Annotated in this window: 23 protein-coding genes and 1 tRNA gene; 15 read left to right on the forward strand and 9 right to left on the reverse strand. The window is 60.0% G+C overall.

Annotation, left to right across the window (positions count from 1 at the left end; translation table 11 throughout):
* Positions 1 to 77 precede the first annotated feature (77 nt).
* The 6 genes from sphantq_RS00745 to sphantq_RS00770 all read left to right on the forward strand — a co-directional run bounded on the left by sphantq_RS00745 (position 78) and on the right by sphantq_RS00770 (position 5,943).
* Positions 78 to 1,124, forward strand: coding sequence for a rod shape-determining protein (locus sphantq_RS00745; protein WP_066601439.1), 1,047 nt, complete (start codon positions 78 to 80; stop codon positions 1,122 to 1,124).
* Between the two features lie 17 nt (positions 1,125 to 1,141).
* The gene (gene mreC, locus sphantq_RS00750; RefSeq protein WP_129926448.1) at positions 1,142 to 2,056 is read left to right on the forward strand and encodes a rod shape-determining protein MreC; all 915 of its coding nucleotides are present in this window, start codon (positions 1,142 to 1,144) and stop codon (positions 2,054 to 2,056) included.
* Positions 2,053 to 2,580 carry a rod shape-determining protein MreD gene (gene mreD, locus sphantq_RS00755; protein WP_129926449.1) on the forward strand — a complete coding sequence of 176 codons (528 nt, stop codon included), beginning with the start codon at positions 2,053 to 2,055 and terminating at the stop codon, positions 2,578 to 2,580. Before mreC ends, mreD begins: the two co-directional genes overlap by 4 nt.
* Entirely contained in the window at positions 2,577 to 4,652 is a 2,076-nt protein-coding gene (gene mrdA / locus sphantq_RS00760) for a penicillin-binding protein 2 (protein ID WP_272799332.1), read from the forward strand. The genes mreD and mrdA overlap by 4 nt, the downstream gene beginning before the upstream one ends.
* The gene (gene rodA / locus sphantq_RS00765; protein ID WP_066601435.1) at positions 4,649 to 5,761 is read left to right on the forward strand and encodes a rod shape-determining protein RodA; all 1,113 of its coding nucleotides are present in this window, start codon (positions 4,649 to 4,651) and stop codon (positions 5,759 to 5,761) included. The genes mrdA and rodA overlap by 4 nt, the downstream gene beginning before the upstream one ends.
* 106 nt (positions 5,762 to 5,867) lie before the next feature.
* Positions 5,868 to 5,943 (forward strand) — tRNA-Lys (locus tag sphantq_RS00770).
* A gap of 773 nt (positions 5,944 to 6,716) precedes the next feature.
* Here sphantq_RS00770 and istB (sphantq_RS00775) read toward each other — a convergent pair.
* Both istB (sphantq_RS00775) and istA (sphantq_RS00780) read right to left on the reverse strand, forming a co-directional pair.
* On the reverse strand, positions 6,717 to 7,445 hold the full coding sequence (istB, locus tag sphantq_RS00775; RefSeq protein ID WP_272798407.1) for an IS21-like element helper ATPase IstB: 729 nt from the start codon (positions 7,443 to 7,445) through the stop codon (positions 6,717 to 6,719).
* A complete protein-coding gene (gene istA, locus sphantq_RS00780) occupies positions 7,432 to 8,946 on the reverse strand; it encodes an IS21 family transposase (RefSeq protein WP_125999130.1) in 1,515 nt (504 codons plus the stop codon). The genes istB (sphantq_RS00775) and istA (sphantq_RS00780) overlap by 14 nt, the downstream gene beginning before the upstream one ends.
* A 95-nt stretch (positions 8,947 to 9,041) precedes the next feature.
* Between istA (sphantq_RS00780) and sphantq_RS00785 the strand changes: the two genes are divergently transcribed.
* The 4 genes from sphantq_RS00785 (at position 9,042) to sphantq_RS00800 (ending at position 13,502) form a co-directional block, all read left to right on the forward strand.
* On the forward strand, positions 9,042 to 10,202 hold the full coding sequence (locus sphantq_RS00785; RefSeq protein WP_272799333.1) for a hypothetical protein: 1,161 nt from the start codon (positions 9,042 to 9,044) through the stop codon (positions 10,200 to 10,202).
* Positions 10,203 to 11,061: 859 nt separating this feature from the next.
* The gene (locus sphantq_RS00790; protein WP_272800269.1) at positions 11,062 to 12,636 is read left to right on the forward strand and encodes a flavin-containing monooxygenase; all 1,575 of its coding nucleotides are present in this window, start codon (positions 11,062 to 11,064) and stop codon (positions 12,634 to 12,636) included.
* 225 nt (positions 12,637 to 12,861) lie between these two features.
* Positions 12,862 to 13,077, forward strand: a complete 216-nt coding sequence (locus sphantq_RS00795; protein WP_272799334.1) for an AMP-binding enzyme — start codon at positions 12,862 to 12,864, stop codon at positions 13,075 to 13,077.
* A complete protein-coding gene (locus sphantq_RS00800; protein WP_272799335.1) occupies positions 13,074 to 13,502 on the forward strand; it encodes a nuclear transport factor 2 family protein in 429 nt (142 codons plus the stop codon). The genes sphantq_RS00795 and sphantq_RS00800 overlap by 4 nt, the downstream gene beginning before the upstream one ends.
* Here sphantq_RS00800 and sphantq_RS00805 read toward each other — a convergent pair.
* Positions 13,492 to 14,199 carry a TetR/AcrR family transcriptional regulator gene (locus sphantq_RS00805; protein WP_066602698.1) on the reverse strand — a complete coding sequence of 236 codons (708 nt, stop codon included), beginning with the start codon at positions 14,197 to 14,199 and terminating at the stop codon, positions 13,492 to 13,494. The genes sphantq_RS00800 and sphantq_RS00805 overlap by 11 nt on opposite strands.
* 131 nt (positions 14,200 to 14,330) lie before the next feature.
* On the opposite strand from sphantq_RS00805, the gene sphantq_RS00810 reads away from it, so the two are divergent.
* The gene (locus tag sphantq_RS00810) at positions 14,331 to 15,107 is read left to right on the forward strand and encodes a DUF2889 domain-containing protein (protein ID WP_272799336.1); all 777 of its coding nucleotides are present in this window, start codon (positions 14,331 to 14,333) and stop codon (positions 15,105 to 15,107) included.
* Entirely contained in the window at positions 15,104 to 16,237 is a 1,134-nt protein-coding gene (gene ribB, locus sphantq_RS00815) for a 3,4-dihydroxy-2-butanone-4-phosphate synthase (RefSeq protein ID WP_009821814.1), read from the forward strand. The genes sphantq_RS00810 and ribB overlap by 4 nt, the downstream gene beginning before the upstream one ends.
* A 159-nt stretch (positions 16,238 to 16,396) precedes the next feature.
* Here ribB and sphantq_RS00820 read toward each other — a convergent pair whose 3' ends face one another.
* Positions 16,397 to 16,714, reverse strand: a complete 318-nt coding sequence (locus sphantq_RS00820; RefSeq protein ID WP_009821815.1) for a 2Fe-2S iron-sulfur cluster-binding protein — start codon at positions 16,712 to 16,714, stop codon at positions 16,397 to 16,399.
* A 4-nt stretch (positions 16,715 to 16,718) separates the two neighbouring features.
* Positions 16,719 to 17,972: a cytochrome P450 gene (locus sphantq_RS00825; protein ID WP_272800270.1), complete on the reverse strand. Its 1,254-nt coding sequence runs from the start codon at positions 17,970 to 17,972 to the stop codon at positions 16,719 to 16,721.
* A 156-nt stretch (positions 17,973 to 18,128) separates the two neighbouring features.
* On the opposite strand from sphantq_RS00825, the gene sphantq_RS00830 reads away from it, so the two are divergent.
* A complete protein-coding gene (locus sphantq_RS00830; RefSeq protein WP_272799337.1) occupies positions 18,129 to 18,833 on the forward strand; it encodes a MerR family transcriptional regulator in 705 nt (234 codons plus the stop codon).
* Between the two features lie 136 nt (positions 18,834 to 18,969).
* Positions 18,970 to 19,548, forward strand: a complete 579-nt coding sequence (locus sphantq_RS00835; RefSeq protein ID WP_272799338.1) for a TetR/AcrR family transcriptional regulator — start codon at positions 18,970 to 18,972, stop codon at positions 19,546 to 19,548.
* 233 nt (positions 19,549 to 19,781) lie between these two features.
* Here the strand turns inward: sphantq_RS00835 and istB (sphantq_RS00840) are convergent, their stop codons facing one another.
* The 4 genes from istB (sphantq_RS00840) to sphantq_RS00855 all read right to left on the reverse strand — a co-directional run bounded on the left by istB (sphantq_RS00840) (position 19,782) and on the right by sphantq_RS00855 (position 24,340).
* Entirely contained in the window at positions 19,782 to 20,510 is a 729-nt protein-coding gene (istB, locus tag sphantq_RS00840; protein WP_272798407.1) for an IS21-like element helper ATPase IstB, read from the reverse strand.
* Entirely contained in the window at positions 20,497 to 22,011 is a 1,515-nt protein-coding gene (gene istA / locus sphantq_RS00845; protein WP_125999130.1) for an IS21 family transposase, read from the reverse strand. Before istA (sphantq_RS00845) ends, istB (sphantq_RS00840) begins: the two co-directional genes overlap by 14 nt.
* A gap of 80 nt (positions 22,012 to 22,091) precedes the next feature.
* Positions 22,092 to 23,081: a tyrosine-type recombinase/integrase gene (locus tag sphantq_RS00850; RefSeq protein ID WP_272799339.1), complete on the reverse strand. Its 990-nt coding sequence runs from the start codon at positions 23,079 to 23,081 to the stop codon at positions 22,092 to 22,094.
* Positions 23,082 to 23,347: 266 nt separating this feature from the next.
* Positions 23,348 to 24,340, reverse strand: coding sequence for a DUF4062 domain-containing protein (locus sphantq_RS00855; protein WP_272799340.1), 993 nt, complete (start codon positions 24,338 to 24,340; stop codon positions 23,348 to 23,350).
* A 321-nt stretch (positions 24,341 to 24,661) separates the two neighbouring features.
* Between sphantq_RS00855 and sphantq_RS00860 the strand changes: the two genes are divergently transcribed.
* Positions 24,662 to 25,249: a recombinase family protein gene (locus sphantq_RS00860; RefSeq protein ID WP_272799341.1), complete on the forward strand. Its 588-nt coding sequence runs from the start codon at positions 24,662 to 24,664 to the stop codon at positions 25,247 to 25,249.
* Positions 25,250 to 25,280 lie beyond the last annotated feature (31 nt).

The following is a 25,280-nucleotide window of genomic DNA, read 5'->3' on the forward strand; positions in this document are numbered from 1 at the left end:
TGAACGGCAGGAGCAGAACAGCTTTCCGACCGGCCCCCTATCGCGTCGCGGGGACGGCGGGCGATACAGGATAAGGCATGTCGATCTTCTCGCGTCTCTTCAAATTCACCTCGCAGGATATGGCCATCGACCTGGGCACCGCCAATACGGTGGTCTATGTGCGCGGCCGCGGCATCGTACTGAACGAGCCGTCGGTGGTGGCGGTCGAGACGCTGAACGGCGTCAAGCGGGTGAAGGCGGTCGGCGTGGACGCCAAGCTGATGATGGGCAAGACCCCGGATTCGATCGAAGCCATCCGCCCGCTGCGCGATGGCGTGATCGCCGACATCGACGTCGCCGAACAGATGATCAAGCATTTCATCACCAAGGTGCATGGCGGCAAGCATAGCCCCTGGCGCGCGCCTGAAATCGTGATCTGCGTGCCGTCGGGTTCGACCAGCGTGGAACGGCGCGCGATCCGTGACGCCGCCAGCAATGCCGGCGCCAGCCAGGTGTTCCTGATCGAAGAGCCGATGGCCGCCGCGATCGGCGCCGACATGCCGGTGACCGAACCGATCGGGTCGATGGTGGTGGACATCGGCGGCGGCACGACCGAAGTCGCCGTGCTGTCGCTGCGAGGCCTGGCCTACACCACGTCGGTGCGCGTGGGCGGCGACAAGATGGACGAGGCGATCGTGTCCTTCGTGCGCCGCCATCATAACCTGCTGATCGGCGAAGCGACGGCCGAGCGGATCAAGAAGCAATATGGCGTCGCCCAGCCGCCCGAAGACGGCGTGGGCGAGACGATCCACATCAAGGGCCGCGATCTGGTGAACGGGGTTCCCAAGGAAATCTCGATCAACCAGGGGCAGATCGCCGATGCGCTGGCGGAACCGATCAGCACAATCGTCGAAGGTGTCCGCATCGCGCTGGAAAACACCGCGCCTGAACTGGCCGCCGACATCGTCGATCAGGGCATCGTCCTGACCGGCGGCGGCGCGCTGCTCAAGGGGCTGGACGACGAATTGCGCGACGAAACCGGCCTGCCGGTAACTATCGCCGAAGACCCGTTGACCTGTGTCGCCATCGGTACCGGCCGCGCAATGGAAGATCCCATCTTCCGGGGCGTGCTGCAAACGGCCTGATCGAGAAGGACGATTAAATGGCGCGGCCAACCAGCCGACGCCCCGGTATCAACCGGAAGGCGCAATATAGCCTTTTCGCCAGCTATGTCGTGGCGGTGACTGGTGCAGCCGCAGGCCTGTTGCTGGTGGTGGTCGCGATCTTCGATCCCACGGGTTTCTCTGCGATCCGCATTGCGACAGCCGAGATCGGTCGCCCGGTTTCCATGGCGCTCAAGGGCATGGTGAGCGGGGTCAGTTCGCTGGACGAGGTTCTGGCCGCCTATTGGCGCGCCGGGTCGCAGAATGTCGCGCTGCGCCGACAGGTCGAGGCTGACCGTAACCGCATCATCGAAGCCAAGGGCGTGGCACAGGAAAATCTGCGCCTGAAAAAGCTGCTCAAGCTCGTCGATGCCGACGCCAGCCAGGTGCTGACGGCCCGCCTCATTGCCTCATCCGCCACCAGCACGCGGCGATTTGCGCGGCTCAATGCGGGACGCTGGCAGGGTGTGCGACCGGGTATGCCGGTGCGTGCACCGGAGGGGTTGATCGGCCGCATCCACATTGCCACGCCCAACAGCTCGGACGTGCTGTTGCTGACCGACACGAGCAATATCGTGCCCGTCCGCCGCACGAACGACAATATCCCGGCCATCTCCACCGGCCTTGGCGACGGGACTGTGGAAATCCGGGCGCTGACGGCCGGGCGCAACCCTTTCAAACCGGGCGACCTGCTGGTGACGTCCGGCATAGGCGGCGTCTATCAACCCAATATACCTGTCGCAGTCGTTGTCCGCGCGCAGGGCGAAATCGCCTATGGCGTGCCGCTGGCGAACCCCGGCCGGGTCGATGCCGTCGTGGTCGAACGCGCCTTCGAGGAAGCGGTGACCCGGCCCGGCCCGGCAGCACCCCCGATGTCCGAAGAGGGCGTGGCCGACAACGGCGCCACGCCATGATCGACCCGCATCTGCACCATGTGCCCAGGCTGGGTCGACACCCCTCGCGGTTCCGACTGGCCGGTACGCCAGTCATCACCGTGATGTTGGGTTCGTTCCTGACGGCGCTGCCGGTTATCGCGCAATCCCCAGTCATGCCGCCTTTTGGCCTGCTGCTGCTCCTGTCCTGGCGATTGCTGCGACCCGATCTGTGGCGCACCTGGATCGGCCTGCCGCTCGGCCTGTTCGACGACATGATGAGCGGGCAACCGATCGGCTCGGCCATGTCCCTGTGGACCGTGGCGTTGATCGGCATCGACATGATCGAGCATCGCATGGTCTGGCGCAGCTATCGGCAGGACTGGCTAATTGCAGCGCTCGCCATTATCTTCTGCATCGCCGGTGGCCTGTTCTTCGCAAGGATCACCGGTGGAGGTAATGTGCGTTTCTTGCTGGTCGCGCCACAGATGGTCTGGACGATATTGCTGTTTCCCTTCGTCGTCCGGCAGTGCGCGCGGATCGACCGCTGGCGCGTCATGGCATGAAATTCCTTACCCCCAAGCGCAAGATCATCACCGAAGCCGCCCAGTCCTTCACCTTCACCCGCCGCGCGATGGTGGTTGGTGGACTGCAAGGCGCGATCGGCGCCCTGCTGGTCGGGCGGATGGCCTGGATCAGCGTGGCGGAGAATGAGAAATACAGCCTCCTGTCCGAAAGCAATCGCGTCAACCTGACACTCATTCCGCCAAGGCGTGGCTGGATCGTGGATCGCAACGGCCGGCCGCTGGCCAATAATCGCACCGATTTTCGCGTCGACCTGATCCCCCAGCGCATCGTCGATGCCGAAGCGACCATCCGTCACCTGGCGCAATTGCTCGATCTGGAGCCGGATGAGGTCGATCGCATCCGCGAGGATCTGGAAAAGTCCGCCGGTTTCCGGCCGGTGCAGGTCGCCGACAAGCTGACTTACGACCAATATGCCGCGATCAGCGTGCGCCTGCCCGACCTTCCCGGCGTGGCGCCCAGCCAGGGCTTTTCCCGTCATTATCCCGCCGGCGCCACGGTCGGCCATCTGCTCGGCTATGTCGGCGCGGCGACGGCGGAGGATTATAAGGCGCGCAAGGACCCGCTGCTGATCACGCCCGGCTTCAAGCTGGGCAAGGACGGGCTGGAAAAGGCGTTCGACCGGCATCTGACCGGCAAGGCCGGCGCGAAGCGGGTAGAGGTGACCGCGCGCGGCAAAATCGTGCGGGAATTGACCACGCGCCCCGATACGCCGGGCAAGTCGATCAAGTTGACGATCGACGCAGGGCTTCAGGAATATGCCGGCCGCCGCCTTGCCACGCAGAGCGGATCGGTGGTGGTGATCGACTGCCAGAATGGCGATGTGCTGGCCCTGGCGTCGATGCCCAGCTTCGACCCCAACAGTTTTTCCGACGGCATCAGCCATCTGGAATATGAGATGCTGTCGAAAGACGACCATGTACCGCTGCGCAACAAGACGCTGCAGGGCCTTTATCCACCCGGCTCGACGGTCAAGCCGATGGTGGCATTGGCGCTGCTGGAAGCCGGCATAGGGCCGCAAGAGACGGTCAGTTGCGGCGGCGCGATCCGGGTGGGCAATACCCTGTTCCATTGCCATAAGAGGCGCGGCCATGGGCCGCTCAACATGCGCGGCGCGATCGCCCAGAGTTGCGACATCTATTTCTACCAGATGGCGCAGCGCATCGGCATGGATCGGATCGCCAGCATGGCTCGCCGGGTCGGCATGGGCCAGAAATTCGACCTCCCTTTCCCCAGCCAAAGCTATGGCACCGTGCCGGACCCGGCGTGGAAGGAAAAGAAATATGACCAGAAATGGCAGGTTTACGACACGGTGAACGCCACCATCGGCCAAGGTTATATGCTGATCAACCCGCTGCAAATGGCGGTGATGGCGGCGCGCCTGGCGACCGGCAAACAGTTGATGCCCAATTTCATCCATAACGCCAGGCGGCCCGATCCCGCGACCGTGGGCGCGACCGAAGAGCATTTGATCGTCATCCGCGATGCGATGAACGCGGTGGTCAATGGCGGCGGCACCGGCGGCGCGGCGCGCAGTTCGATTCCCGGCGTCATGATCGCGGGCAAGACCGGCACCGCGCAGGTCCGGCGGATCACCATGGCGGAGCGCGCGGGCGGCGTGCGCGGCAATAGCTCGCTGGCGTTCAAGCTGCGCGACCACGCGCTGTTCCAGGGCTTCGCGCCGTTCGACAATCCACGCTATGCGATCGCCTGCATCATCGAACATGGCGGGCATATGATCCGCAATGAAGATGCGCCGATGATCGCCAGCGACACCTTGTCCTATCTGTTCGATCCAGCCAAAGCGATGGAGAAGCTGGAAACGCTGGAAAAGGGCTGGGGTGGCACGCCCGCCCAGCGACAGGCGCGACAGATGGCCAGCTTCCGCATCGCAAAAGCGATCGAGAAGGGCGATGTTCCGCCACCTTCGGACAATGTAGCGGACAATGCCGGCAATGCAGCCGCGCTCTCCCCGGCCCCATCGCCACCTGCGCGCGATGAAAGCGAAGATGATGCGCCGCCGCCGGGCGCCGATGTGACCGGCGCGCCATGAGCATCATTCCGCAACCCCTGACCGAATTTCCCTGGCGTATACTGGCTCTGCTGCTGGCGATCGCCGGCTTCGGAACGATCGTGCTCTACAGCGCGGCGAGCGGGAACATCTTTCCCTGGGCGGCGATGCAGGCGGTGCGCTTCTGCATCTTTTCGGCCATGGCGCTGACGCTCAGCCGCATTCCGGTGGAAATTTTCGCCCGCTTCGCCTTCCCCGCCTATGGCGCGGTTCTGGCGTCCCTGTTCCTGGTGGAACTGATCGGCGGCGTCGCGGGCGGCAGCCAGCGGTGGATCAATCTAGGCTTCATGCAACTCCAGCCGTCGGAATTCATGAAGCCGATCATCGTCCTGACGGTGGCGCGCTTCTATGCGATGTTGCCGGTGGGCGAAATCCGGCGCTGGAACGCGATCTGGCCCGCTTTGGTGCTGATCGGCCTGCCTTGGGCGTTGGTGCTCATACAGCCTGACCTTGGCACCGCCACGATGATCGCGGCGGGCGGGGTGACCGTCATGTTCTTGGCCGGCCTGCCGCTGCGGCTGTTCATCGGCACCGGCCTCCTCGTGGCGTCGGCGATCCCGATCGCCTTTAGTTTCCTGCACGATTATCAGAAAAACCGTGTCCTCATATTCCTTGATCCCGAAAGCGATCCGCTGGGCGCGGGGTATCATATCAGCCAATCGAAGATCGCGATCGGATCTGGCGGCTTCTGGGGCAAGGGATTCCTGCAAGGCACGCAGAGCCATCTCGACTACCTGCCCGAAGGCCATACCGACTTCGTCTTCGCAACCATGGCGGAGGAATGGGGATTGCTGGGCGGCGCGTTGCTGATCCTGGCCTTCATGCTGCTGTTCCGCTGGGGCATCCGGGTCGCGATGCGCAGCCAGGACAAGTTCGCGCGCTTGGCGGCGGCAGGGCTGACCACCACCATATTCTTTTATGTCGCGATCAATCTGATGATGGTGATGGGATTGGCCCCGGTGGTGGGCATCCCCCTGCCCTTCATGTCCTATGGCGGTTCTTCGATGCTGACCGTGATGCTGTGCATAGGCGTCATCATGGCCATCGATCGCGCGAGCAAGCGTCGCACGGGAACGGGAAACTGGGCGTAAATCGGCTCGGCCGAAAAATTTCCGGCATAGGGGCGATTTATGGTTTGCAAACAGCCGAGCGACTGCTAACAGCCCGCCCACACCGGAGCGCCTACCGCATCGGAATGGACGCATAGCTCAGTTGGTAGAGCAGCTGACTCTTAATCAGCGGGTCCTTGGTTCGAGCCCAAGTGCGTCCACCACTTTCCTCAATAAGTTGAATGGTTTAGCGGGCGTCCGGAGCCTTGCGCTCGCCTCCCTTTGCTCTACTAGGTAGCTCTCTAGGTAGCAGCGTAGATATGCGATTGGCTTGATCGCTTTGGCAGTTTGTCGCGTCCTGGATGTGGACGCATTCGGAATCGCAAGGACGGCTGCGATAGCGCTGGAGCTACGAAGGTAGTTTTTAGTCCGCAGAGTTTCGACAGATGCCCGTGCGAGAGCCGCTTGTCGCATAGTCTGACGCTCTGCTTCGTGCCGCACATACCTGTTTGCAAGGCTGGAGATCCGCCGAGATGAGCCAAAGGTTCACCCGCGAAGAATTCTATGAGCTAGTCTGGTCAAAGCCGATGACGCACCTGGCCAAGGATTTCAGAATGTCGGACGTTGCACTTCACAAGATATGCAGAAAGCACGACATCCCCAACCCACCTCTCGGCTGGTGGGCCAAGCATGCCGCCGGCCACAAAGTGAAGCGAATTCCGCTTCCGAAGGCCAAAGCTGGGGTAGCCCTCACAGTAGTCATAGCAAGTGGTGAGGTCAGGCAAGAACCTGGCAACTTAGCGTCGGCACGAGAACAAGCACGTATAAAGGCGTCAGAACTGGATCTGTCGGGAGAGGTGCTCTCGCATCCCTTGGTGCTGTCAATCGGCGTGCAAACGGGACCCCTTATCGGCGCGCAAAAGGGACCCCCTGTCAGGATGGCGGAGCGTTGATGTGACGGGCAAAACATCTTCTAATTGATCGGTGCTGGGGGGGATCAGCTGCGGTTTTTGAAGCGCCAGCTGTCATTGCCGGTCTCGACGATGTCGCAATGATGGGTGACGCGGTCGAGGAGCGCGGTGGTCATCTTGGGATCGCCGAACACGGTGGGCCACTCGCCAAAGGCGAGGTTGGTGGTGATGATGACGCTGGTCTGCTCATAGAGTTTGCTGATCAGGTGGAACAGCAGCTGGCCGCCTGATCGGGCGAACGGCAGATAGCCCAGTTCATCGAGCACGATCAGATCGAGGCGGGATAGCTGGGCGGCGAGAGCGCCACTCTTGCCGATCCTGGCCTCCTCTTCGAGGCGGGTCACCAGATCGACCGTGTTGAAGTAGCGGCCTCGGGCGCCGGAGCGCACTACATTGGCGGTGATGGCGATGGCCAGATGGGTCTTTCCTGTGCCTGTGCCGCCGACCAGGACGATATTGCGCCGTGCGGGCAGGAACGCGCCGCTGTGCAATGAACGCACAAGCCCCTCGTTGATCGGGGTACCCTCGAACCGGAAGGCATCGATGTCCTTTACGACTGGCAGCCTGGCAGCGGCCATCCGGTATCGGATCGACGCGGCATGACGATGCGTCGCCTCCGCTCGCAGGAGATCGGTCAGTATCTCCATGGTGGTGCGCTGGCGCTGAAGGCCGGTGGTGACGGCATCGTCGAACGCGCCCGCCATGCCCTTGAGTCCAAGCCCGCGCATGGCCTCGATCATATCATGCCGCTGCATCGAAGGTCCTCAGCTGGTCGTAACGGGCACAGTCGGCGATCGGGGGATGGCGCAGAGCGCTATCCTCGGAGGTGATGATCGTCAGAGGACGCGGCGGTTCCCGGCGTCGTGCCAGGATGTTGAGGATCAGGTCGTCGCTTGCCGTGCCCGTCGCCAGTGCCTCACGCACAGCGGCTTCGACAGGCTCCAGGCCATCGGTCAGTACGGCCGACAACACACGGACGAACCGGCGATCGGCATCGTCGCCATTACCCAGCTTGCGGCGCAGGCGGGCAAGCGCCGGTGGCAGATCCCAGTCCTGGAAGGGGGCACCGTTCCGCAGCGCGCCAGGCTTGCGGGCCAGCACTGGCAGATAATGCCAGGGGTCATAGATCGTGCGGTTGCGCCCAAAGTAGCGAGGATGTTCAGCGACAACCTCTTCGCCGCAGCGAACGACGATGCGATCGGCATAGGCGCGGACCTGCACCGTGCGTCGTGCCACCGTCGATAGCACCGAGTAGCGATTGCGGTCGAAGCTGATCAGGCAGGTGCCGGTCACAGCATGCTCGCTCTCATTGAAGCCGTCGAACGGTCCCAGCATCGGCTGCAGCGCAGATCGTTCGATCTCCAGCATCTGCGCCACGGTCAGCTCTCCCTGTTCGGGATGGGGCTGCCGTTCCGCCCAGCGCCGACACTCGGCCTCCAGCCAGCCATTGAGCTCTTCGAGACTGGCGAACCGCAACCGGGGCTGGAAGAAGCGACCCCGGATCGTCTGCACCTGGTTCTCGACCTGACCCTTCTCCCATCCCGCCGCAGGCGAGCAGGCCGTGGGCTCGACCATATAATGGTCGGTCATGATCAGGAACCGCCGGTTGAAGACGCGTTCCTTGCCGGTGAACACGCTCGTCACAGCCGTCTTCATATTATCGTAGATGCCGCGCCCTGGCACGCCGCCGAAGAAAGCAAAGCCGCGCGCATGCGCGTCGAACAGCATCTCCTGGCTCTCACGAGGATAAGCCCGGACATAGACCGCGCGTGAGGCACACAGTCGCATATGCGCGACCTTCACCCGCATCGGTGCCCCGGCGATCTCAACATCTTCATGGCTCCAGTCGAACTGGTAGGCCTCGCCTGGCCTGAACATCAGCGGGATGAAGGCCGTGACACCATCGCCGGCATCTTTGCGCCGCTCGATCTTCCAGCGCGTCGTATAGCGCCGCACCGCATCGTAAGAACCCTCAAAGCCTTCGCGCACCAGCAGGTCATGGATCCGCGTCATCCGCAGCCGGTCACGCCTGCCGCGCAGCTCGTTCTCTTCCAGCAGCGTGTTCAGGCGCTCCTGAAACGGACCGATCCTGGGCAGCGGCTGAACCTTGCGCTGATAATCAAAGGCGCCCTCCGGCGCTCGGACCGCTTTGCGGATGACCTTCCGCGACACATGCAGATCCCGTGCGATCGCCTTGATCGCCTTGCCTCCGGCATACTCGCGCCGGATCCGTAAAACTGTCTCCAAAACCAACATCCCGATCTCGCCGCCTGAAAATCCAGCCGGCTGCTTAAACCATCGAAATGAGGGGTCCCTTTTAGACGCCGATCACCCCGCTAACGGGGTCCTTTTTGCACGCCGATCCACACTCCGAAGCGTTCAGTGCCATATGGTTTCTGAGCGACCGTAGCGCCGATGTTCGGCAGACCCTGCCCTATGGACCGGGCCGCTCACCGTTGGCCGCATCGCGCCATCTTGAATTTCTGCTTGGTCATCGGTCCGAATGGAAGGAAGAGATTGCCCGCCCCTATGGCGCGGACGTCATCGTTGCGGGTTCGGCGGCCGGCGCCAGAAGGATATCGGTACTTCTGGAGCACGCCTTTTTGCGGCTTCTCCATGCCGAATTCGCTTTGGAGGACGCCTATGAGTTGGTGGTCGCGACTGGAGTTGCGCCCGAGCGGCACAAGCAGGAGATCGAGGCATTTGCCGAGCGCCTGTTTCCTCAGGCAAGCCTTATGCTCGCGCCTGTCATGCGGGTATCGGGCGGCCACGGCGAGGTGGTTCTCGCGGCAAAGGTGCCATCAATGCGGGCGGTGTCGGATCGCCATTTCGAGCAAGTCTGTGCCCGACAGCTCATCAGGGCGAACTGGGAGATACTGGAAAGCCTCGACGATGGCCCCGGCTTTGTCATGGTCGAGGGAGAGGAGCGTTATGAGGTCGAATGCCGGCTCAGTTCCAGGTCCTACGACGCAAGTCGAGATAATGGCGACACTCGCGGCTGGGGCGGCGACAATATCATCGTCGTAGGCGAGCCTGTCCGGCAAAGGGCTTTTCTGCGCCATGTCCTGAACGGACGCACGATGATCCATTACAGCCGCATCCCTGCCCTGCGCTCCATAATTCGCAGACGCTACGACTATGCGCTGACCGCGCTGCGACGGGGCCAGATCGATATCGAGCAGGACGTCATCCCGGCATGCCTGAACTGGCTTGCTGTCCAGCAGCAGGTTCACGCCCTGCTTCCCGGTAAAGCGCGCATATCCCTAACCACCCATGAGGCGGCGGCCGAATATCGCATCGGAACCGATTTCCTGTCGCTTGACCTGCCTATGCTCGTCAGCCCGCGATCCACCAGGCGGCAGTCCATCCCTGGACAACCCATCGGCGGACAGGCCGACGCTCCACGATCCTTGGAGCCCCGCGCGGTACGCGCGCCCAAAACGGTGACAGTGACAGCGAGGATCGCACTCCTCCGGAGCGGCTGGGAAATTACGGACCTTGTCAGCGCGTGATCGGGAGAAAGATCACAACTTCTGGTTCGACAAGGATCGAGGCGCGATGAGATCGATGTTCGCACGCGCGGGGATTTTGCTCGGGATCCGTGTGAAAAGCGCGGCGCGCATCTCGGATGGAGACTTGAACTCCGTAGCGCGCCTTGGGCTTCCAGACGGAAGAACGGTCATCGCGAAGCGCGGCCCGCTGGTGGAAAAGGAAGCTGCCATGATCGATGCCATCCGGGAGACGGGCACGCCAGTCCCGGCCACGCTGGCTGTCGAGAAAGGCCTTCTCATTCTTTCCGATCTGCCCGCGGAGGGGTGGCTTGCGCGATCATGGGGCCGTCTCTTGCGGCGGAGTCCGTGCCAGCGATCTTTATCGAATGCGCGATAGACACCAGAGGCTGCGTGCCGCGTCCGACAAGATGGAACATAGAGCGCGATCGCTCATCCTGGGTAGGATGATTTCCTGAAATACGTCGATACGCAGTAATGCATTGGCGTGCCTAGGCCTGGTTACACGACAAGAGACGAACGGGAAGGTCCGTGCGCAAACCAGGTCGATTTGAGCTTCACGTCGCTTTCCGAATCCCATCCGTCCAACATGATGGAACGCGGCTGGATCACCATCAACTGCGTCTCGCGGAAGGCCATCACCTAAAAACAGATCGAATCAACCATTGTTTCGGTATGATAACAACGTCCGATATTAGCCATTTTCTGAGCCGAAATGGGCCGCTATTCCAAATTCCCTTGACAGATCGTCAACGCGGGCGTTGACAGTAAGAAAGATCGTTCCAAGGAGAGATGTGTCGTGAGTGGAGTTGAGACGAAGCCGGATTATGATGCGATCGTCATCGGTGCAGGTGTCACTGGCATGAACCAGACATACCTGCTTGACCGGGAAGGCTTGCGGGTTCTGGGCATCGAGGCGGGCGAAGATGTCGGCGGGACCTGGTACTGGAACCGCTATCCCGGATGCCGGCTCGACACCGAAAGCTACACCTATGGCTATTTCGCGCTGAGCGGCATCATCCCCGAATGGGACTGGAGCGAAACCTTCGCCGGGCAGCCCGAGATGCTGCGTTACGCCAATTATGCAGCCGACAAAATGGATGTCCGCCGCCACTACAAGTTCCGCACAAAGGTGGAGTCTGCTCATTATGACGACCTCGCCAATGTCTGGAAGGTCGGCCTGGACAGCGGCGAGAAGCTGACCTGCCGCTTCCTGATATCGGCGACCGGCCCGCTGTCTGCCTCGCGGATGCCGGACTATGCGGGGATCGAGGACTTCAAGGGCGAAGCCTTTCACACCTCCCGCTGGCCTACCGACGACGAGGGCAATCCGCAGACGATCGATTTCACGGGCAAGCGGGTCGGCGTCATCGGCACAGGCGCGACTGGCGTGCAGATCATCCCCATCGCTGCGCAGACCGCCCAGGACCTTTATGTTTTCCAGCGGACGCCGAACTGGTGCACGCCGCTAGGCAACATGCCGCTTGAAAAGGACGAGATGGATCTCATCCGCAAGCGCTATCCCACGATCCTGGAATATGTGAAATCGACGCCGACGGCGTTCCCCTATCACCGCGACACGCGCAAGGGGACGGAGGTTTCGGAGGCGGAACGCGAGGTATTTTTCGAGCAGCTTTATAACCAGCCGGGCTATGGCATCTGGCTCAGCGGCTTTCGCGACCTCCTGCTGAGCAAGGAGTCGAACAAGTTCCTCGCCGATTTCATCGCGAAGAAAATCCGCCAGCGTGTTACCGATCCGGCGGTTGCGGAGAAGCTGATCCCGACGGACCACCCGTTCGGTGCGAAGCGCGTGCCGATGGAGACCAACTATTACGAGGCCTATAACCAGGCCAATGTCCATCTGGTCGATATCAAGGGCGCCCCGATCCAGCATTTCACGCCCGAAGGGATCGTGACGGCGGACGGCGCATATGATCTCGACGTGATCATCTTCGCCACCGGTTTCGATGCCGTCACCGGCTCACTTGATCGCATCGACATCACCGGCAAGAACGGCCAGCGCCTCAAGGATGCCTGGGCCGATGGCCCTTCGACATTCCTGGGCCTCCAGGCGCGCGGCTTCCCCAATTTCTTCACGCTGGTCGGCCCGCACAATGGATCGGCCTTCTGCAATGTGGGCGTGTGCGGTGGCTTGCAGGGCGAGTGGGTCACCCGCATGATCACCTATATGCAGGATCGCGGCCTGACCTTCTCGGAAGCCAGCGAAGCCGCCGAAGCGCAGTGGACCGAGGCGGTCTATGCCGATTTCGCCCGGACGCTCATGGCCGACGCCAATGCCTGGTGGGTCAAGACCACGACCAAGCCGGACGGTAGCACGGTAAAGCGCACCCTCGTTTATGTCGGCGGTGGCCCAGAGTATCGCAAGCGCTGCGAGGAAGTGGCCTATTCGGACTATGCGGGGTTCGAGCTCGCCTAGGCGCATGATCACGGGTTCGCGCAGGTGTTCCAGGATCGGCGAACCCGGCTCGAAGAGCGCAGTTCCATTGCCACAAGATTCATCCCGCGCGCCGGCGCGACCGTCCCGCAGGACGCCATCGGCGCATCCAGACCCGTCCACCGAAAGATGAGGAAGCCATGAAACCAATCTACATCCTGTCCGGCGTACGCACCGCGATCGGCGACTTTGGGGGAAGCCTTCGCGATGTTCCGCCTCGATGAAGTTCCGGTTGCGTTCGTCGAAATTCATCCGGGACATGACATCGACGAAGAAGGCCTCATCGCGCACTGCCGGGGCCGGATCGCAAGCTACAAGGTACCGCGCGCGATCATATTTCTTGCTGCATCCGACTGGCCGATGTCCGCCACGAAGGTCGACAAGCGGGCGCTCAGGGATCGGCTCAAAGAGCCGGCTTCGTGAGCGAGCCCAAGGCTATCGTTGCCGCGTTTCTGGATAGCTTTTCATCGGGCGATGTAGAGGCGATCCTCGAATATCTGACCGAAGACGCGACATGGTGGGTCTTGGGGAACCTGGATGGTATGTCCGGGACGATCGACAAGGCCACGCTCGGCAGTTTGCTGCGCCAAGTAAAACCGCTCTATCTCGACGGGGCGTTAACGATCACGCCGTCGAGCATGATCAGCGAGGGCCGACAGGTGTCAGCGGAAGCCACCTCGCATGCACGGCTGTGCGACGGTCGCGTCTATGCCAATGCCTATCATTTCAGGTTCGATCTCGACGGGGACCGGATATGCAGCGTGCGGGAATATTCCGACACGCAGCATATGCTGGAAATATTCGGACGGCAGTCCGGGGTTGGCGTGCTGGACAACCTCAGCCGGTGACGGCGCTGAGGACCGGCGGCGATGGAAGCGCCTTAGCACGGCCCGCGTCGGTAAGCGCTCCGCCGGTATAGATCGACCAGAATGTTTCGGCGACCTGTCGTCCTGTCAGGCTGCCGCCCGGTACGAACCAGCGATGCGTCCAGTTCAGCATTCCGAACAGGGCATTCTCATGGAGACGGGGCGGTATGTCCGATCGCAGATCGCCATCCTCGATACCCTCCTTAATGAAATCGATCAGCATCCGGTCGAACAAACGCGTGCGCTTCATGATCAACTGCGCCCATTCGGTTTCCTGCACGCCGACCTGATGCATCTGCTCCTGGATATAGACGAAAGTCGCCGGATAATTTTCTTCATAGCTCGTCATTAGGATCACGAAGATCTGATGCAGCCGCTGCATGCCGGTGAGTGCGTCATTCGCACGCAATTCCTCCGCGGCAGCGATGGCCGTGTCTAGGACACCCCCAACGATATCCTGCAGCAGTTCCTCCTTGCTACCGGCGTAATAATAGATGGTAGCCCGATCGAGACCAGCTTCTCGGGCGACATCCACGAGCCGCGTGGAATGGAAGCCCTGCTGCTTGAACAAAGTGGCGGCCGCGCCCAGCACCTCCGCCCGCTTGGCGACGTAATCGGCGCTGTCTTTTGCACGAGCCGTCCGCCGGCGTTTAGAAATGTTGCTGCTTTTATCATTCATGTCCCCGAACTTGCACTCAACACACGTGGGAGGCAAGCGGCGTCATCAACGTCAACGTCGGCGTTGACGACATCCGGTTTTCATATAAGATGAAATCTGGAGAGGAATAAGTGAGTCTAAGCCATTTCCCTGTGAACCCGGAATATGGGACCGGCTGCTTTCGGCGGCTGGTTCGAACATTCCGCGTGCCCGGAAAAATCCTCGTTACGCTCGACGATACCCATCATTCGATGTGGCTGGTCATGCATCATGCCAATGGGCATGTAACTGATATCGAGGCGCGAGTGGCGCGTGGACCGGCAACCAGCTGTGGTTCGGCCGACCGTCCGCTCGGCAAGTTGAAAGGCCTGCCTGTCGCTGGTGACATGCTGGCGTTCCGCGAGCGTTTGCCACCTGTTCTCAACTGCACGCATCTGATGGATCTGGCATATTGGGCGTTCAGGAACGCCACCAGCCAGACGCCGCTCAAGCGCGAGGTTCTCATCGAGATACCCGACGAAGCTGGTGCGCCGGTATGGATCAAGGTCGAGCGAGACGGGGCGATCGTCCACAACTGGTACGTTCAGGATCACCATATAGTCGAGCCACCGAAACTTGCTGGCAAACCGATGATGAAAGGCTTTGCGTCGTGGGCACGCGAGCAGTTCAGCGGGGACGACCTCGATCTGGCGATCATGCTGCAGCGAGGTGTTTTCGTCGCCCGAGGCCGGCGGCATCTGGTTGATCTTTCGCCGGCAGTGCCACTCAACGCTGCGCCAGCGATGCGCGACGCCTGCCACAGCTATTCCCAGGACCATTTCGACACCGCGACCAGCATCGTCGGCTACGTCCGGGACTTTACCGACGGCGTCGCCGTCGCCTCACTTCCACCGCATGTTACCGCATATTTCAAAGGCTTTTTCCAATGACTGACTATGGTGAAATTGCGCCGATCGAAGAGATCATCGAGGATGCGCGCAACGGGCTTCCCTATATTCTCGTGGATGCGCCGGATCGCGAAAACGAAGGCGACATCATCATTCCCGCGCAGTTCGCGACACCGCGGATCATCACCTTCATGGCGACCCATGCCCGTGGCCTGATCTGCCTAGCGATCACAAACGAACGCGCCAAGCAACTCGATCTGCGGCCGATGGCAACCCGCAACGAAAGCGGTCATGGTACGGCGTTCACCGTCTCGATCGAAGCCCGCGAAGGGGTTTCAACCGGGATCTCGGCGCATGACCGGGCTCATACCATTGCCGTAGCGGTGGACCCCTCCAAGCAGGCGCATGATATCGTCTCGCCCGGACATGTGTTCCCGCTTACCGCCCGCGACGGCGGCGTGCTGGTTCGCGCTGGCCATACCGAGGCAGCCGTCGATATCTCGCGTCTGGCTGGCCTCACGCCTGCTGGCGTCATTTGCGAGGTCATGAATGACGACGGCACGATGAGTCGCTTGCCTGATCTTCTGCGCTTCGCTCGCGAACACAAGATGAAGGTCGGGACGATATCCGACCTTATCGCCTACCGTCGACGTCTTGAGACGTTGGTAGAGCGCGTGGCTGAGGCGCCGTTCGAGAGTTGGCATGGTGACTTCCAGGTGATCGTCTATCGCAACAAGATAGACGGCGCCGAGCATGTCGCGCTCGTCCGGGGCTCGCCTACGAAGGATAAACCGACGCTGGTGCGCGTGCATCAGCTGGATCTGACGGCGGATATTCTGGGCTGGCGGGAAGCACATCGCAACTATGTCCCGACAGCACTGGCTGCACTTTCGGAGTATGACGGGCCAGCCGTGGCGGTGTTCGTATCCGATCCCAATCCGTCATCGATTTCGGAGCGGATCAAGGGCAACCGCAAAGCCTATTCCGACACGCACGGCTATCGCGACTACGGTATCGGAGCGCAGATGTTGCTTGATCTGGGGGTAGGAGAAATGATCCTTCTCACCTCAAGCCCGACGAAAATGACTGCGCTGGAAGGCTTTGGTCTGAAGGTGGTGGCCAAGCGACCGCTTGTTGAGCCGGCCATGCGCCTGGTGCAGTCGCAGGCTTGACTTGTATCGCCATCGGGAATGCCGGCTCGCCGGCATTCCCCTGAAGCGCATGCAGCGCCCGGTGACCTGACGCGATAAGCCAACATACACTGCTCGAACGACGTACGGAGCGCGACCGGTAGGGCGCGCTCCGCAGTTTAGTCGTCCTATCGGGTAAGGTCAGTCTTCAGGCGCGATCGTCAACGCCATCCCGTTCATGCCCGCATTGACCACGAGCTGACAGGCCAGACGCGAGCGCTCGTTCCGGTGATCGGAACTGTCCAACAGGTCGTTTTCATCATCGGAGAGCGCGGGCAGCCGGTCTTCAAACTCCTCAGCCACATAGACATGGCAGGTCGCGCAGGAACAGCATCCGCCACATAGCGCCAGCAGCTCGTCGATCCCGGCGTCCCTCACCGCTTCCATTACGCTGATGCCTTCAACCACTTCGATTATGCGCGACTCGCCCGTTCGCGTCATGACATTGATACTCGGCATAAGTTCAGCGCTCCGACCAGATAAGAGGGACATTGTCGACAGCTGCAACAATGCCGGAATGATAGATAGGCTGCGCTCCTGGCTTCATGGCGAAGGTGGGAATGCGCTTGAGCCATTCCTCGATGGTGACGATCACTTCCATGCGCGCAAGGTGGAGGCCGGCGCAGCGATGAGGACCACCGCCGAAGGTGCTGTGCGAGATGCCGCGACGTTCGAGATTGATGCGCCAGGGATCGTCGTTCAACTGGTCGTCCAGGCCATGCAATGCGGTCGGCAGCAAGATCATGTCGCCCCGCTTGAGTTCGATGCCTCGGAAATCCTGGTCCTTCGCGACCATGCGCGCCTCGGAAACAACCGGAAAACGCCGAAACATCTCTTCCGCGCTGCGCATCAGCTTCAGGGGATCAGCGCGCAATTCGTCGACGACCTGCGGGTTCTTCGCAAGGTGGATCATCATGAAGCTGAGGAAGTTCACGACCGTATCGAGACCACCCAGCAAAAGCAGGGAAATGAGACCGAGCGCCTTGTCATGCGTGATCCGCTCGCCGTTGATCTCGGCATTCACCATGACGGTGATCAGATCTTCGCCCTCCTTGCCTCGACGGGCCTGGATGATCGGTTCGACATAGGCGAAGAAGCCCTTATTGCCTTCCTCAAGATGCTTGGCCATTTCCTCGGGCGTGTTGCCCTCCGGGCGCGTCATCATCTTGGCGAAGCGGCTGAGCGTGGGCACGTCGCTTTCGGGGAGATCTGCAAGCGCCATGAAGACCCTGACAGGGAAGACATTGGCATATTCGGCCGAAAAGTCGCATTCGCCCCGGCTGACGAAACTGTCGATGAGATCGACCGCGACCTCGCGCACTTTCGATTCCACCTTGCGAATCTGGGCAAGGCTCAATCCCTTGTCGAGCGCCTTGCGGTAAGGCGTATGCTCTGGCGGGTCCATGCGGGTCGGGACCATCTCATATTTTTCGCCAGCTTCCTTCGGCAGGAAAATGACCTCGCTCGAGAAGCGGGTAGGATCACTGTAGACCTCGCGGACGGTATCCCCATTGGTCGCGATCCAGTGACCACCGGTAAAGGGGGTCCAGATGAGATCTGGCATGTCGGGCTTGGGGATATTCTTCCAAGCCTCATGATAGCCCTGCTCGATGCCTTCGAGTGCATACATGTCGATTTCATGCACATATTGCTCGGGAATATGGTCCGGGCGGGGAGCGCGGGCGCGCGACATCGTTTCAGGGACATGTTCAGGCATCGTAGCCAAGATCGCTCTCCTTATCTCAACATGCCCAGCCGTTCCCGGGCCATGCGTGTTCTTTACACGCACGAAAAATACCGCGCAAGAACTTTCAACGCGGGCGTTGATCCGAAACATTTGCGCCGAACGTGGTCACGCGCTTAGGTAGTCGACATGAAAATGCGCGAACTAGAAGAGCGGACCGGTGTTGATCGCGAGGTCATACGGATCATGATCCGTGAAGGCCTGCTGCCCGAGCCACAGCGCCCAGCGCGCAATGCTGCGGAATATGACGAGGGTCACGTCAGCGGCATCGCCACGATCAGGCATTTGCAACAGACTTCGCGCATGACGCTCAAGGAGATCAGATCCGCCCTGTCGGGGGAGGCGCTCGAACGCCCAGGCCCCGCATCGGCTTACAGTCACCTGGAGGCTTTGCTGTCACGCTCTTTCGGACTGGAGCAACCGACATCGGTCTCTTTGCAAAGCCTTTGCGAGCGCTATCCCCGCGCCGAACGCGATGCCCGTGCGTTCGAGGCCATGGGTATGCTGACACTTTTGCCGACCGAGAGCGGTTGCAGCCTCAGCCTGACCGATGCGCGACTTGTGGAAATATGGGGAAAGATACGGGAAGCGGGATTTGTCGAGGAGCAGGGCTTCCCTCCGGAAAATATCAGCTTCTATCGCGAAGCCGCGGAGCTGGTCGCCCGGCATGAGGCATCGATATTCTTCAGCGGGTCGGATGGCGCGATCAGTGAAGAAGATGCCGCCAGGATGCTCCAGATAGCTCTGCCACTGATGCTCGATTTCTTCGGCCTTCTCCGGATCAAGGCTTTTATGACCAATGTACATCGGTCCCTCGAGACGGGCGACCGCTAGGCCGTCGCGGCTCTCTTCCGATCCAGACATCGTGCCAGCAAACGCAAGAAGGGATTTTCGACCGCCAAACCCCTTTCGATTAGGCTGGTTAGAAGCAACTGGAACGGTTACGGACAATATTGTCCGGATAAGACGAATGGAATTGGGTGTGCGCAGAGATGCCAAAGATCGGCGTGAGCGGATTATCGCAGCGGCGGCGACGATATTCGCAAGGCACGGATATGCCGTGGCGCTTGATGCGATCGCTGCGGAGGCTTCCGTCGGCCGTACTACGCTCTACCGGAATTTTGCCGATCGATACGCGCTCGCTCTTGCGGTTATGGAACGTCGCATCGAGGATGTCGCAGCAATAGCGGACGAACATCACGACCGGCCCGACACCTTTCTCCTGATGGTCAGGAAGATGTGCGAGAGCCGTACCGATTACGCAGCGCTGGCCAACGCCGTAGCCATCCAGCATGGCACCGAAGGTCGCCAGGCAATCGCCGTGCTGCGCGCTCGCATGGAGGGGGTCTGCTCCGTTCCGATCGCACGCGCCCAGCGTGCCGGCCTCATTCGATCCGACTTCGCTATCACCGAAGTTCACCGCCTCACCATGATGCTGGCCGCCGGTGCCACGGAATGGGATCAGGACGACCGCGATCGCGAATTCGATCGCGCCCTGCGCCTCGTCATGGAAGGGCTGCAGCCACCCACGGCGGCGCGGAAAAAATAAATCATCAACATTGATGTTGACGAATCGCTTAATAAGCGGTCATTTGTGTCCGGAAATGTCAATCGGCGTGCAAACGGGACCCCTTATCGGCGCGCAAAAGGGACCCCCTGTCAGGATGGCGGAGCGTTGATGTGACGGGCTTCCTTGCGCTGCGCGCGGCGTAGGGAGGGCGTAGCCCGACCGGAGGCGCGCGCAGCGCAAAACATCTTCTAATTGATCGGTGCTGGGGGGGATCAGCTGCGGTTTTTGAAGCGCCAGCTGTCATTGCCGGTCTCGACGATGTCGCAATGATGGGTGACGCGGTCGAGGAGCGCGGTGGTCATCTTGGGATCGCCGAACACGGTGGGCCACTCGCCAAAGGCGAGGTTGGTGGTGATGATGACGCTGGTCTGCTCATAGAGTTTGCTGATCAGGTGGAACAGCAGCTGGCCGCCTGATCGGGCGAACGGCAGATAGCCCAGTTCATCGAGCACGATCAGATCGAGGCGGGATAGCTGGGCGGCGAGAGCGCCACTCTTGCCGATCCTGGCCTCCTCTTCGAGGCGGGTCACCAGATCGACCGTGTTGAAGTAGCGGCCTCGGGCGCCGGAGCGCACTACATTGGCGGTGATGGCGATGGCCAGATGGGTCTTTCCTGTGCCTGTGCCGCCGACCAGGACGATATTGCGCCGTGCGGGCAGGAACGCGCCGCTGTGCAATGAACGCACAAGCCCCTCGTTGATCGGGGTACCCTCGAACCGGAAGGCATCGATGTCCTTTACGACTGGCAGCCTGGCAGCGGCCATCCGGTATCGGATCGACGCGGCATGACGATGCGTCGCCTCCGCTCGCAGGAGATCGGTCAGTATCTCCATGGTGGTGCGCTGGCGCTGAAGGCCGGTGGTGACGGCATCGTCGAACGCGCCCGCCATGCCCTTGAGTCCAAGCCCGCGCATGGCCTCGATCATATCATGCCGCTGCATCGAAGGTCCTCAGCTGGTCGTAACGGGCACAGTCGGCGATCGGGGGATGGCGCAGAGCGCTATCCTCGGAGGTGATGATCGTCAGAGGACGCGGCGGTTCCCGGCGTCGTGCCAGGATGTTGAGGATCAGGTCGTCGCTTGCCGTGCCCGTCGCCAGTGCCTCACGCACAGCGGCTTCGACAGGCTCCAGGCCATCGGTCAGTACGGCCGACAACACACGGACGAACCGGCGATCGGCATCGTCGCCATTACCCAGCTTGCGGCGCAGGCGGGCAAGCGCCGGTGGCAGATCCCAGTCCTGGAAGGGGGCACCGTTCCGCAGCGCGCCAGGCTTGCGGGCCAGCACTGGCAGATAATGCCAGGGGTCATAGATCGTGCGGTTGCGCCCAAAGTAGCGAGGATGTTCAGCGACAACCTCTTCGCCGCAGCGAACGACGATGCGATCGGCATAGGCGCGGACCTGCACCGTGCGTCGTGCCACCGTCGATAGCACCGAGTAGCGATTGCGGTCGAAGCTGATCAGGCAGGTGCCGGTCACAGCATGCTCGCTCTCATTGAAGCCGTCGAACGGTCCCAGCATCGGCTGCAGCGCAGATCGTTCGATCTCCAGCATCTGCGCCACGGTCAGCTCTCCCTGTTCGGGATGGGGCTGCCGTTCCGCCCAGCGCCGACACTCGGCCTCCAGCCAGCCATTGAGCTCTTCGAGACTGGCGAACCGCAACCGGGGCTGGAAGAAGCGACCCCGGATCGTCTGCACCTGGTTCTCGACCTGACCCTTCTCCCATCCCGCCGCAGGCGAGCAGGCCGTGGGCTCGACCATATAATGGTCGGTCATGATCAGGAACCGCCGGTTGAAGACGCGTTCCTTGCCGGTGAACACGCTCGTCACAGCCGTCTTCATATTATCGTAGATGCCGCGCCCTGGCACGCCGCCGAAGAAAGCAAAGCCGCGCGCATGCGCGTCGAACAGCATCTCCTGGCTCTCACGAGGATAAGCCCGGACATAGACCGCGCGTGAGGCACACAGTCGCATATGCGCGACCTTCACCCGCATCGGTGCCCCGGCGATCTCAACATCTTCATGGCTCCAGTCGAACTGGTAGGCCTCGCCTGGCCTGAACATCAGCGGGATGAAGGCCGTGACACCATCGCCGGCATCTTTGCGCCGCTCGATCTTCCAGCGCGTCGTATAGCGCCGCACCGCATCGTAAGAACCCTCAAAGCCTTCGCGCACCAGCAGGTCATGGATCCGCGTCATCCGCAGCCGGTCACGCCTGCCGCGCAGCTCGTTCTCTTCCAGCAGCGTGTTCAGGCGCTCCTGAAACGGACCGATCCTGGGCAGCGGCTGAACCTTGCGCTGATAATCAAAGGCGCCCTCCGGCGCTCGGACCGCTTTGCGGATGACCTTCCGCGACACATGCAGATCCCGTGCGATCGCCTTGATCGCCTTGCCTCCGGCATACTCGCGCCGGATCCGTAAAACTGTCTCCAAAACCAACATCCCGATCTCGCCGCCTGAAAATCCAGCCGGCTGCTTAAACCATCGAAATGAGGGGTCCCTTTTAGACGCCGATCACCCCGCTAACGGGGTCCTTTTTGCACGCCGATCCACATCGGAAGGCTTCCTGTGATCATTCGAATAATTCTGAGCACTTCGACGGCCTGATGACAGAGAGGGACGTCGTGCCCGAAGGCAGGATTGTCCTTGTCCTCGACGACAAGCTTCATCCGGCTCGCCGGGATACGCCAGATCGGTTGGTCTGGCGGTGTATCAGGATCGTCCCAATCTATTCCCTGAAACTCCGACCATGGTGCTGCCCTCAGGACGCCAACGCGAACCAAGGTCAGGCCCAAAAGCCGGGATGCCAGTTTCGTGAGAAGATTGGAGGTCGATCGATCGACACAGCGCTGGAACTCGATGATATCAGCGATTTCGGTCAGCGCGGGCTGACGTCGCCCCCGCCGCGCGGGCTTCAATGCGCTTTTGATCTCATCGATTTCCATGAGGATGGGAAGATCGACGAGCCTCTCCCCCTTTGCCCGTTTGAAGATGCTATGGACATAGCCGCGCACCCGCTTGGCGGTCTCGATCGATCCTCTTGCCTCGATCCTTCGCAGCGCGCGCAGGATCGCCTCGCTTTCTATGTCGCCGATTGGAATGCTTCCAAATTGCGGAAAGAGATCGCGTTCCAGCCGATTCTTGACACGCGTGTAATTCGAAAGCGACCAGGTCGGTTTCATGTCTGCGAGCCATTCGTTGCCGAGCTTGCGGAACGTCGCCTCCGATGCCGCCCGGCGCTGCATCTTCACCTTCTTCTTCTCGATGGCAGGGTTTTTGCCCTGCGCAAGAAGTTCAGCGGCCTTTGTCCGAGCCTCCCGCGCCGCGACCAAACCGAGGTCGGGAAACTTACCCAAGGTCAAAAGTCGCTCGCGCTCGCCGAAGCGATATTTAAAGCGCCACGACTTTCCTCCCGCCGGCGAGACGATCAGGAACAAGCCTTTCGAATCAAACAATTTATAATCCCGCGATGCGGGCTTGGCGTTTGCAATCTTATTATGTGTGAGTGCCATCGGAAAAATACCCCAAAAACGGAGCTCCGATACCCCCAAATCTACCCCTCGATTCGTGAACAGTTTCAAACTGCTACGAACTATTCTGAACGCTCATGGCTAGATAATCCTTTGTTTTACAAGGGATTATTGATAGCATGGAATAGTGCTGGATGGTAGTTTTGGTGGACCCGGCAGGAGAGGATTGCCACTCGCCAAACCCACTGAAATATAAGACTTTTACGAGTCGTCTGTAGCAGTTGAAATAGCCGAATGTTACAGTTAACTCAATCCTTTGATGCCGAAGTCGGTTCGGCTGCGAGGTTTTTTCTGTCAAGCCAAGCAGCGAAATCCAATCCCTTCTCTGTCATAGTATAAAATCTTGACCCGTTAGAACGGTGCTCAACCTGAACTAATCTATGAGTAACGAGTGGACCGTATACATGCTTCTCAAAAAACTTTGCACGATCTTTAGAGTATGAATATAATGTTGCGCCAGATATTAACATAGACGTATTCAATTTAAAAAGCTTCAATACGGTAGTTAAAAATTCTTTACCATTATTTGAAATCTCTGCTGGGAAATTTACTGGACAGTTAGCAAGAATTGACTGCACTTCCACGAAATCCGACGCGGATTTTCCAGGAATACCAGCATCATCCTCAATCATTCTGACTTCCAACAAATCGGATTTTAGCCGCTCATTCTCAGCGGTCAGGTCAGCTATGCGGTCTTGAAGTGAGGATGCTTCTGCAACTTTATCGCCTCTAACCCACCCGACCAAATCATTTCGATCCAGATAATCCAAAAGACTTTCATAAACATATGATTTTATATCATTTATATTCGTATATATAGAGCACATTTTCCCAAGGACTTTAGCTCTAAACGCCTTAAGCTTTTCTGGATTGTCTTTTTCTACAAACTGATACCCCGTATCCTTTAGCTTATTATCTATCGCTGCATCACTCATTACCAGTGCAAAGAACGGCTTTCCTGTAGACACCGCATAGTCATACTCCATTTCTGTGTAGCCAATTGAACTATCAGGCTCTAAAGAACCATACCTTGTCCCCAGTATAAGCATATAAACATCAGATTGATCTATCCATTTCTTGATAACATCAAGCTGACTTTTATCTCCAGCAGAAAACAATTCCATACCAGCGGGAATATGCCCAGCCTTTAGTATTGATGAGACAGCTATCTGCCGCTCTTCAAGCAAATCAGTAAACGTACTTGAAACGAATACTTGAAGCTTACGCCTATCCAATGCCATTAGAAAGCCATCCCTCTACACTCAAACGATACAACCCTTAATCCCTTCGACCCAAATTTTGCTAGAGATTTGCGAGAGGGCAACTCAGACAAGCGCGTGACCGATTTCCCCCATCGCGGGCATGGCCCCAGCCAACGCAGAGGGACGGCCTGCCCTACCCGGATCAAACGTGATGCAGCCCAGCCGATGCCCAGCCGCCACATCGTATCGCAATCGACCGTTTATGATACGCATTGATGGGCTGTATCATAAACTAGCTTGACCGGTCTTATGATACAGGTTTATTACTGATGCACCTATTCGATACGCGCGGAGGGCATCATGGCTAGGACGTTTGCATATTGCCGCGTCAGTACGGCGGACCAGACTACCAACAATCAGGTTGGAGAGATTGAGGGCGCGGGCTTCACGGTCGAGCCTAAGCGGATCATCACAGAGACGGTTTCGGGCTCCCTGCCTGCCATGGAGCGGAAGGGCTTTGCCAAACTACTGGACCGGCTAGAGGCTGGGGACATCCTTATAGTGACCAAGCTGGATCGGCTGGGCCGCAATGCCATGGATGTTCGGGCAACGGTCGAGAAGCTGGCCGCTGAGAGCATCAGGGTTCATTGCCTTGCCTTGGGCGGAGCGGACCTAACCAGCCCAGCCGGGAAGATGACCATGGGCGTTATCGCCGCCGTCGCTGAGTTTGAGCGGGACTTGCTGATAGAGCGGACGCAGGCAGGATTGAGCCGCGCCAAGGCTGAGGGCAAAGCACTGGGCAGGCCCATGGCACTAACCCCTACTCAACAAGCTGAGATTGCCGACAAGCGCAAGGCAGGCATCAGCATCCGGGCATTGGCTAAGGAATACGGCACCAGCATTGCGTCGATCCAACGGGCTGAGGCTCGATGTTTAGCAGGCGATTAATCACGCTCTCACTCCATAGTAATGTAGCCGC

The sequence above is a fragment of the Sphingobium sp. AntQ-1 genome, from assembly GCF_028538045.1.
Classification (GTDB): Bacteria; Pseudomonadota; Alphaproteobacteria; order Sphingomonadales; family Sphingomonadaceae; genus Sphingobium; species Sphingobium cupriresistens.

Bases quoted from the DNA above. Each gene is read 5' to 3' on its own strand.
- sphantq_RS00850 (WP_272799339.1), bottom strand. From the start codon at position 23,081: ATGGCACTCACACATAATAAGATTGCAAACGCCAAGCCCGCATCGCGG.
- ribB (WP_009821814.1), top strand. From the start codon at position 15,104: ATGACTGACTATGGTGAAATTGCGCCGATCGAAGAGATCATCGAGGAT.
- istA (WP_125999130.1), bottom strand. From the start codon at position 8,946: ATGTTGGTTTTGGAGACAGTTTTACGGATCCGGCGCGAGTATGCCGGA.
- istB (WP_272798407.1), bottom strand. From the start codon at position 20,510: ATGCAGCGGCATGATATGATCGAGGCCATGCGCGGGCTTGGACTCAAG.
- istB (WP_272798407.1), bottom strand. From the start codon at position 7,445: ATGCAGCGGCATGATATGATCGAGGCCATGCGCGGGCTTGGACTCAAG.
- istA (WP_125999130.1), bottom strand. From the start codon at position 22,011: ATGTTGGTTTTGGAGACAGTTTTACGGATCCGGCGCGAGTATGCCGGA.
- mreC (WP_129926448.1), top strand. From the start codon at position 1,142: ATGGCGCGGCCAACCAGCCGACGCCCCGGTATCAACCGGAAGGCGCAA.
- sphantq_RS00820 (WP_009821815.1), bottom strand. From the start codon at position 16,714: ATGCCGAGTATCAATGTCATGACGCGAACGGGCGAGTCGCGCATAATC.
- sphantq_RS00860 (WP_272799341.1), top strand. From the start codon at position 24,662: ATGGCTAGGACGTTTGCATATTGCCGCGTCAGTACGGCGGACCAGACT.
- sphantq_RS00795 (WP_272799334.1), top strand. From the start codon at position 12,862: ATGTTCCGCCTCGATGAAGTTCCGGTTGCGTTCGTCGAAATTCATCCG.
- mreD (WP_129926449.1), top strand. From the start codon at position 2,053: ATGATCGACCCGCATCTGCACCATGTGCCCAGGCTGGGTCGACACCCC.
- sphantq_RS00805 (WP_066602698.1), bottom strand. From the start codon at position 14,199: ATGAATGATAAAAGCAGCAACATTTCTAAACGCCGGCGGACGGCTCGT.
- sphantq_RS00855 (WP_272799340.1), bottom strand. From the start codon at position 24,340: ATGGCATTGGATAGGCGTAAGCTTCAAGTATTCGTTTCAAGTACGTTT.
- mrdA (WP_272799332.1), top strand. From the start codon at position 2,577: ATGAAATTCCTTACCCCCAAGCGCAAGATCATCACCGAAGCCGCCCAG.
- sphantq_RS00835 (WP_272799338.1), top strand. From the start codon at position 18,970: ATGGAATTGGGTGTGCGCAGAGATGCCAAAGATCGGCGTGAGCGGATT.
- sphantq_RS00830 (WP_272799337.1), top strand. From the start codon at position 18,129: ATGAAAATGCGCGAACTAGAAGAGCGGACCGGTGTTGATCGCGAGGTC.
- rodA (WP_066601435.1), top strand. From the start codon at position 4,649: ATGAGCATCATTCCGCAACCCCTGACCGAATTTCCCTGGCGTATACTG.
- sphantq_RS00745 (WP_066601439.1), top strand. From the start codon at position 78: ATGTCGATCTTCTCGCGTCTCTTCAAATTCACCTCGCAGGATATGGCC.
- sphantq_RS00790 (WP_272800269.1), top strand. From the start codon at position 11,062: ATGAACCAGACATACCTGCTTGACCGGGAAGGCTTGCGGGTTCTGGGC.
- sphantq_RS00825 (WP_272800270.1), bottom strand. From the start codon at position 17,972: ATGCCTGAACATGTCCCTGAAACGATGTCGCGCGCCCGCGCTCCCCGC.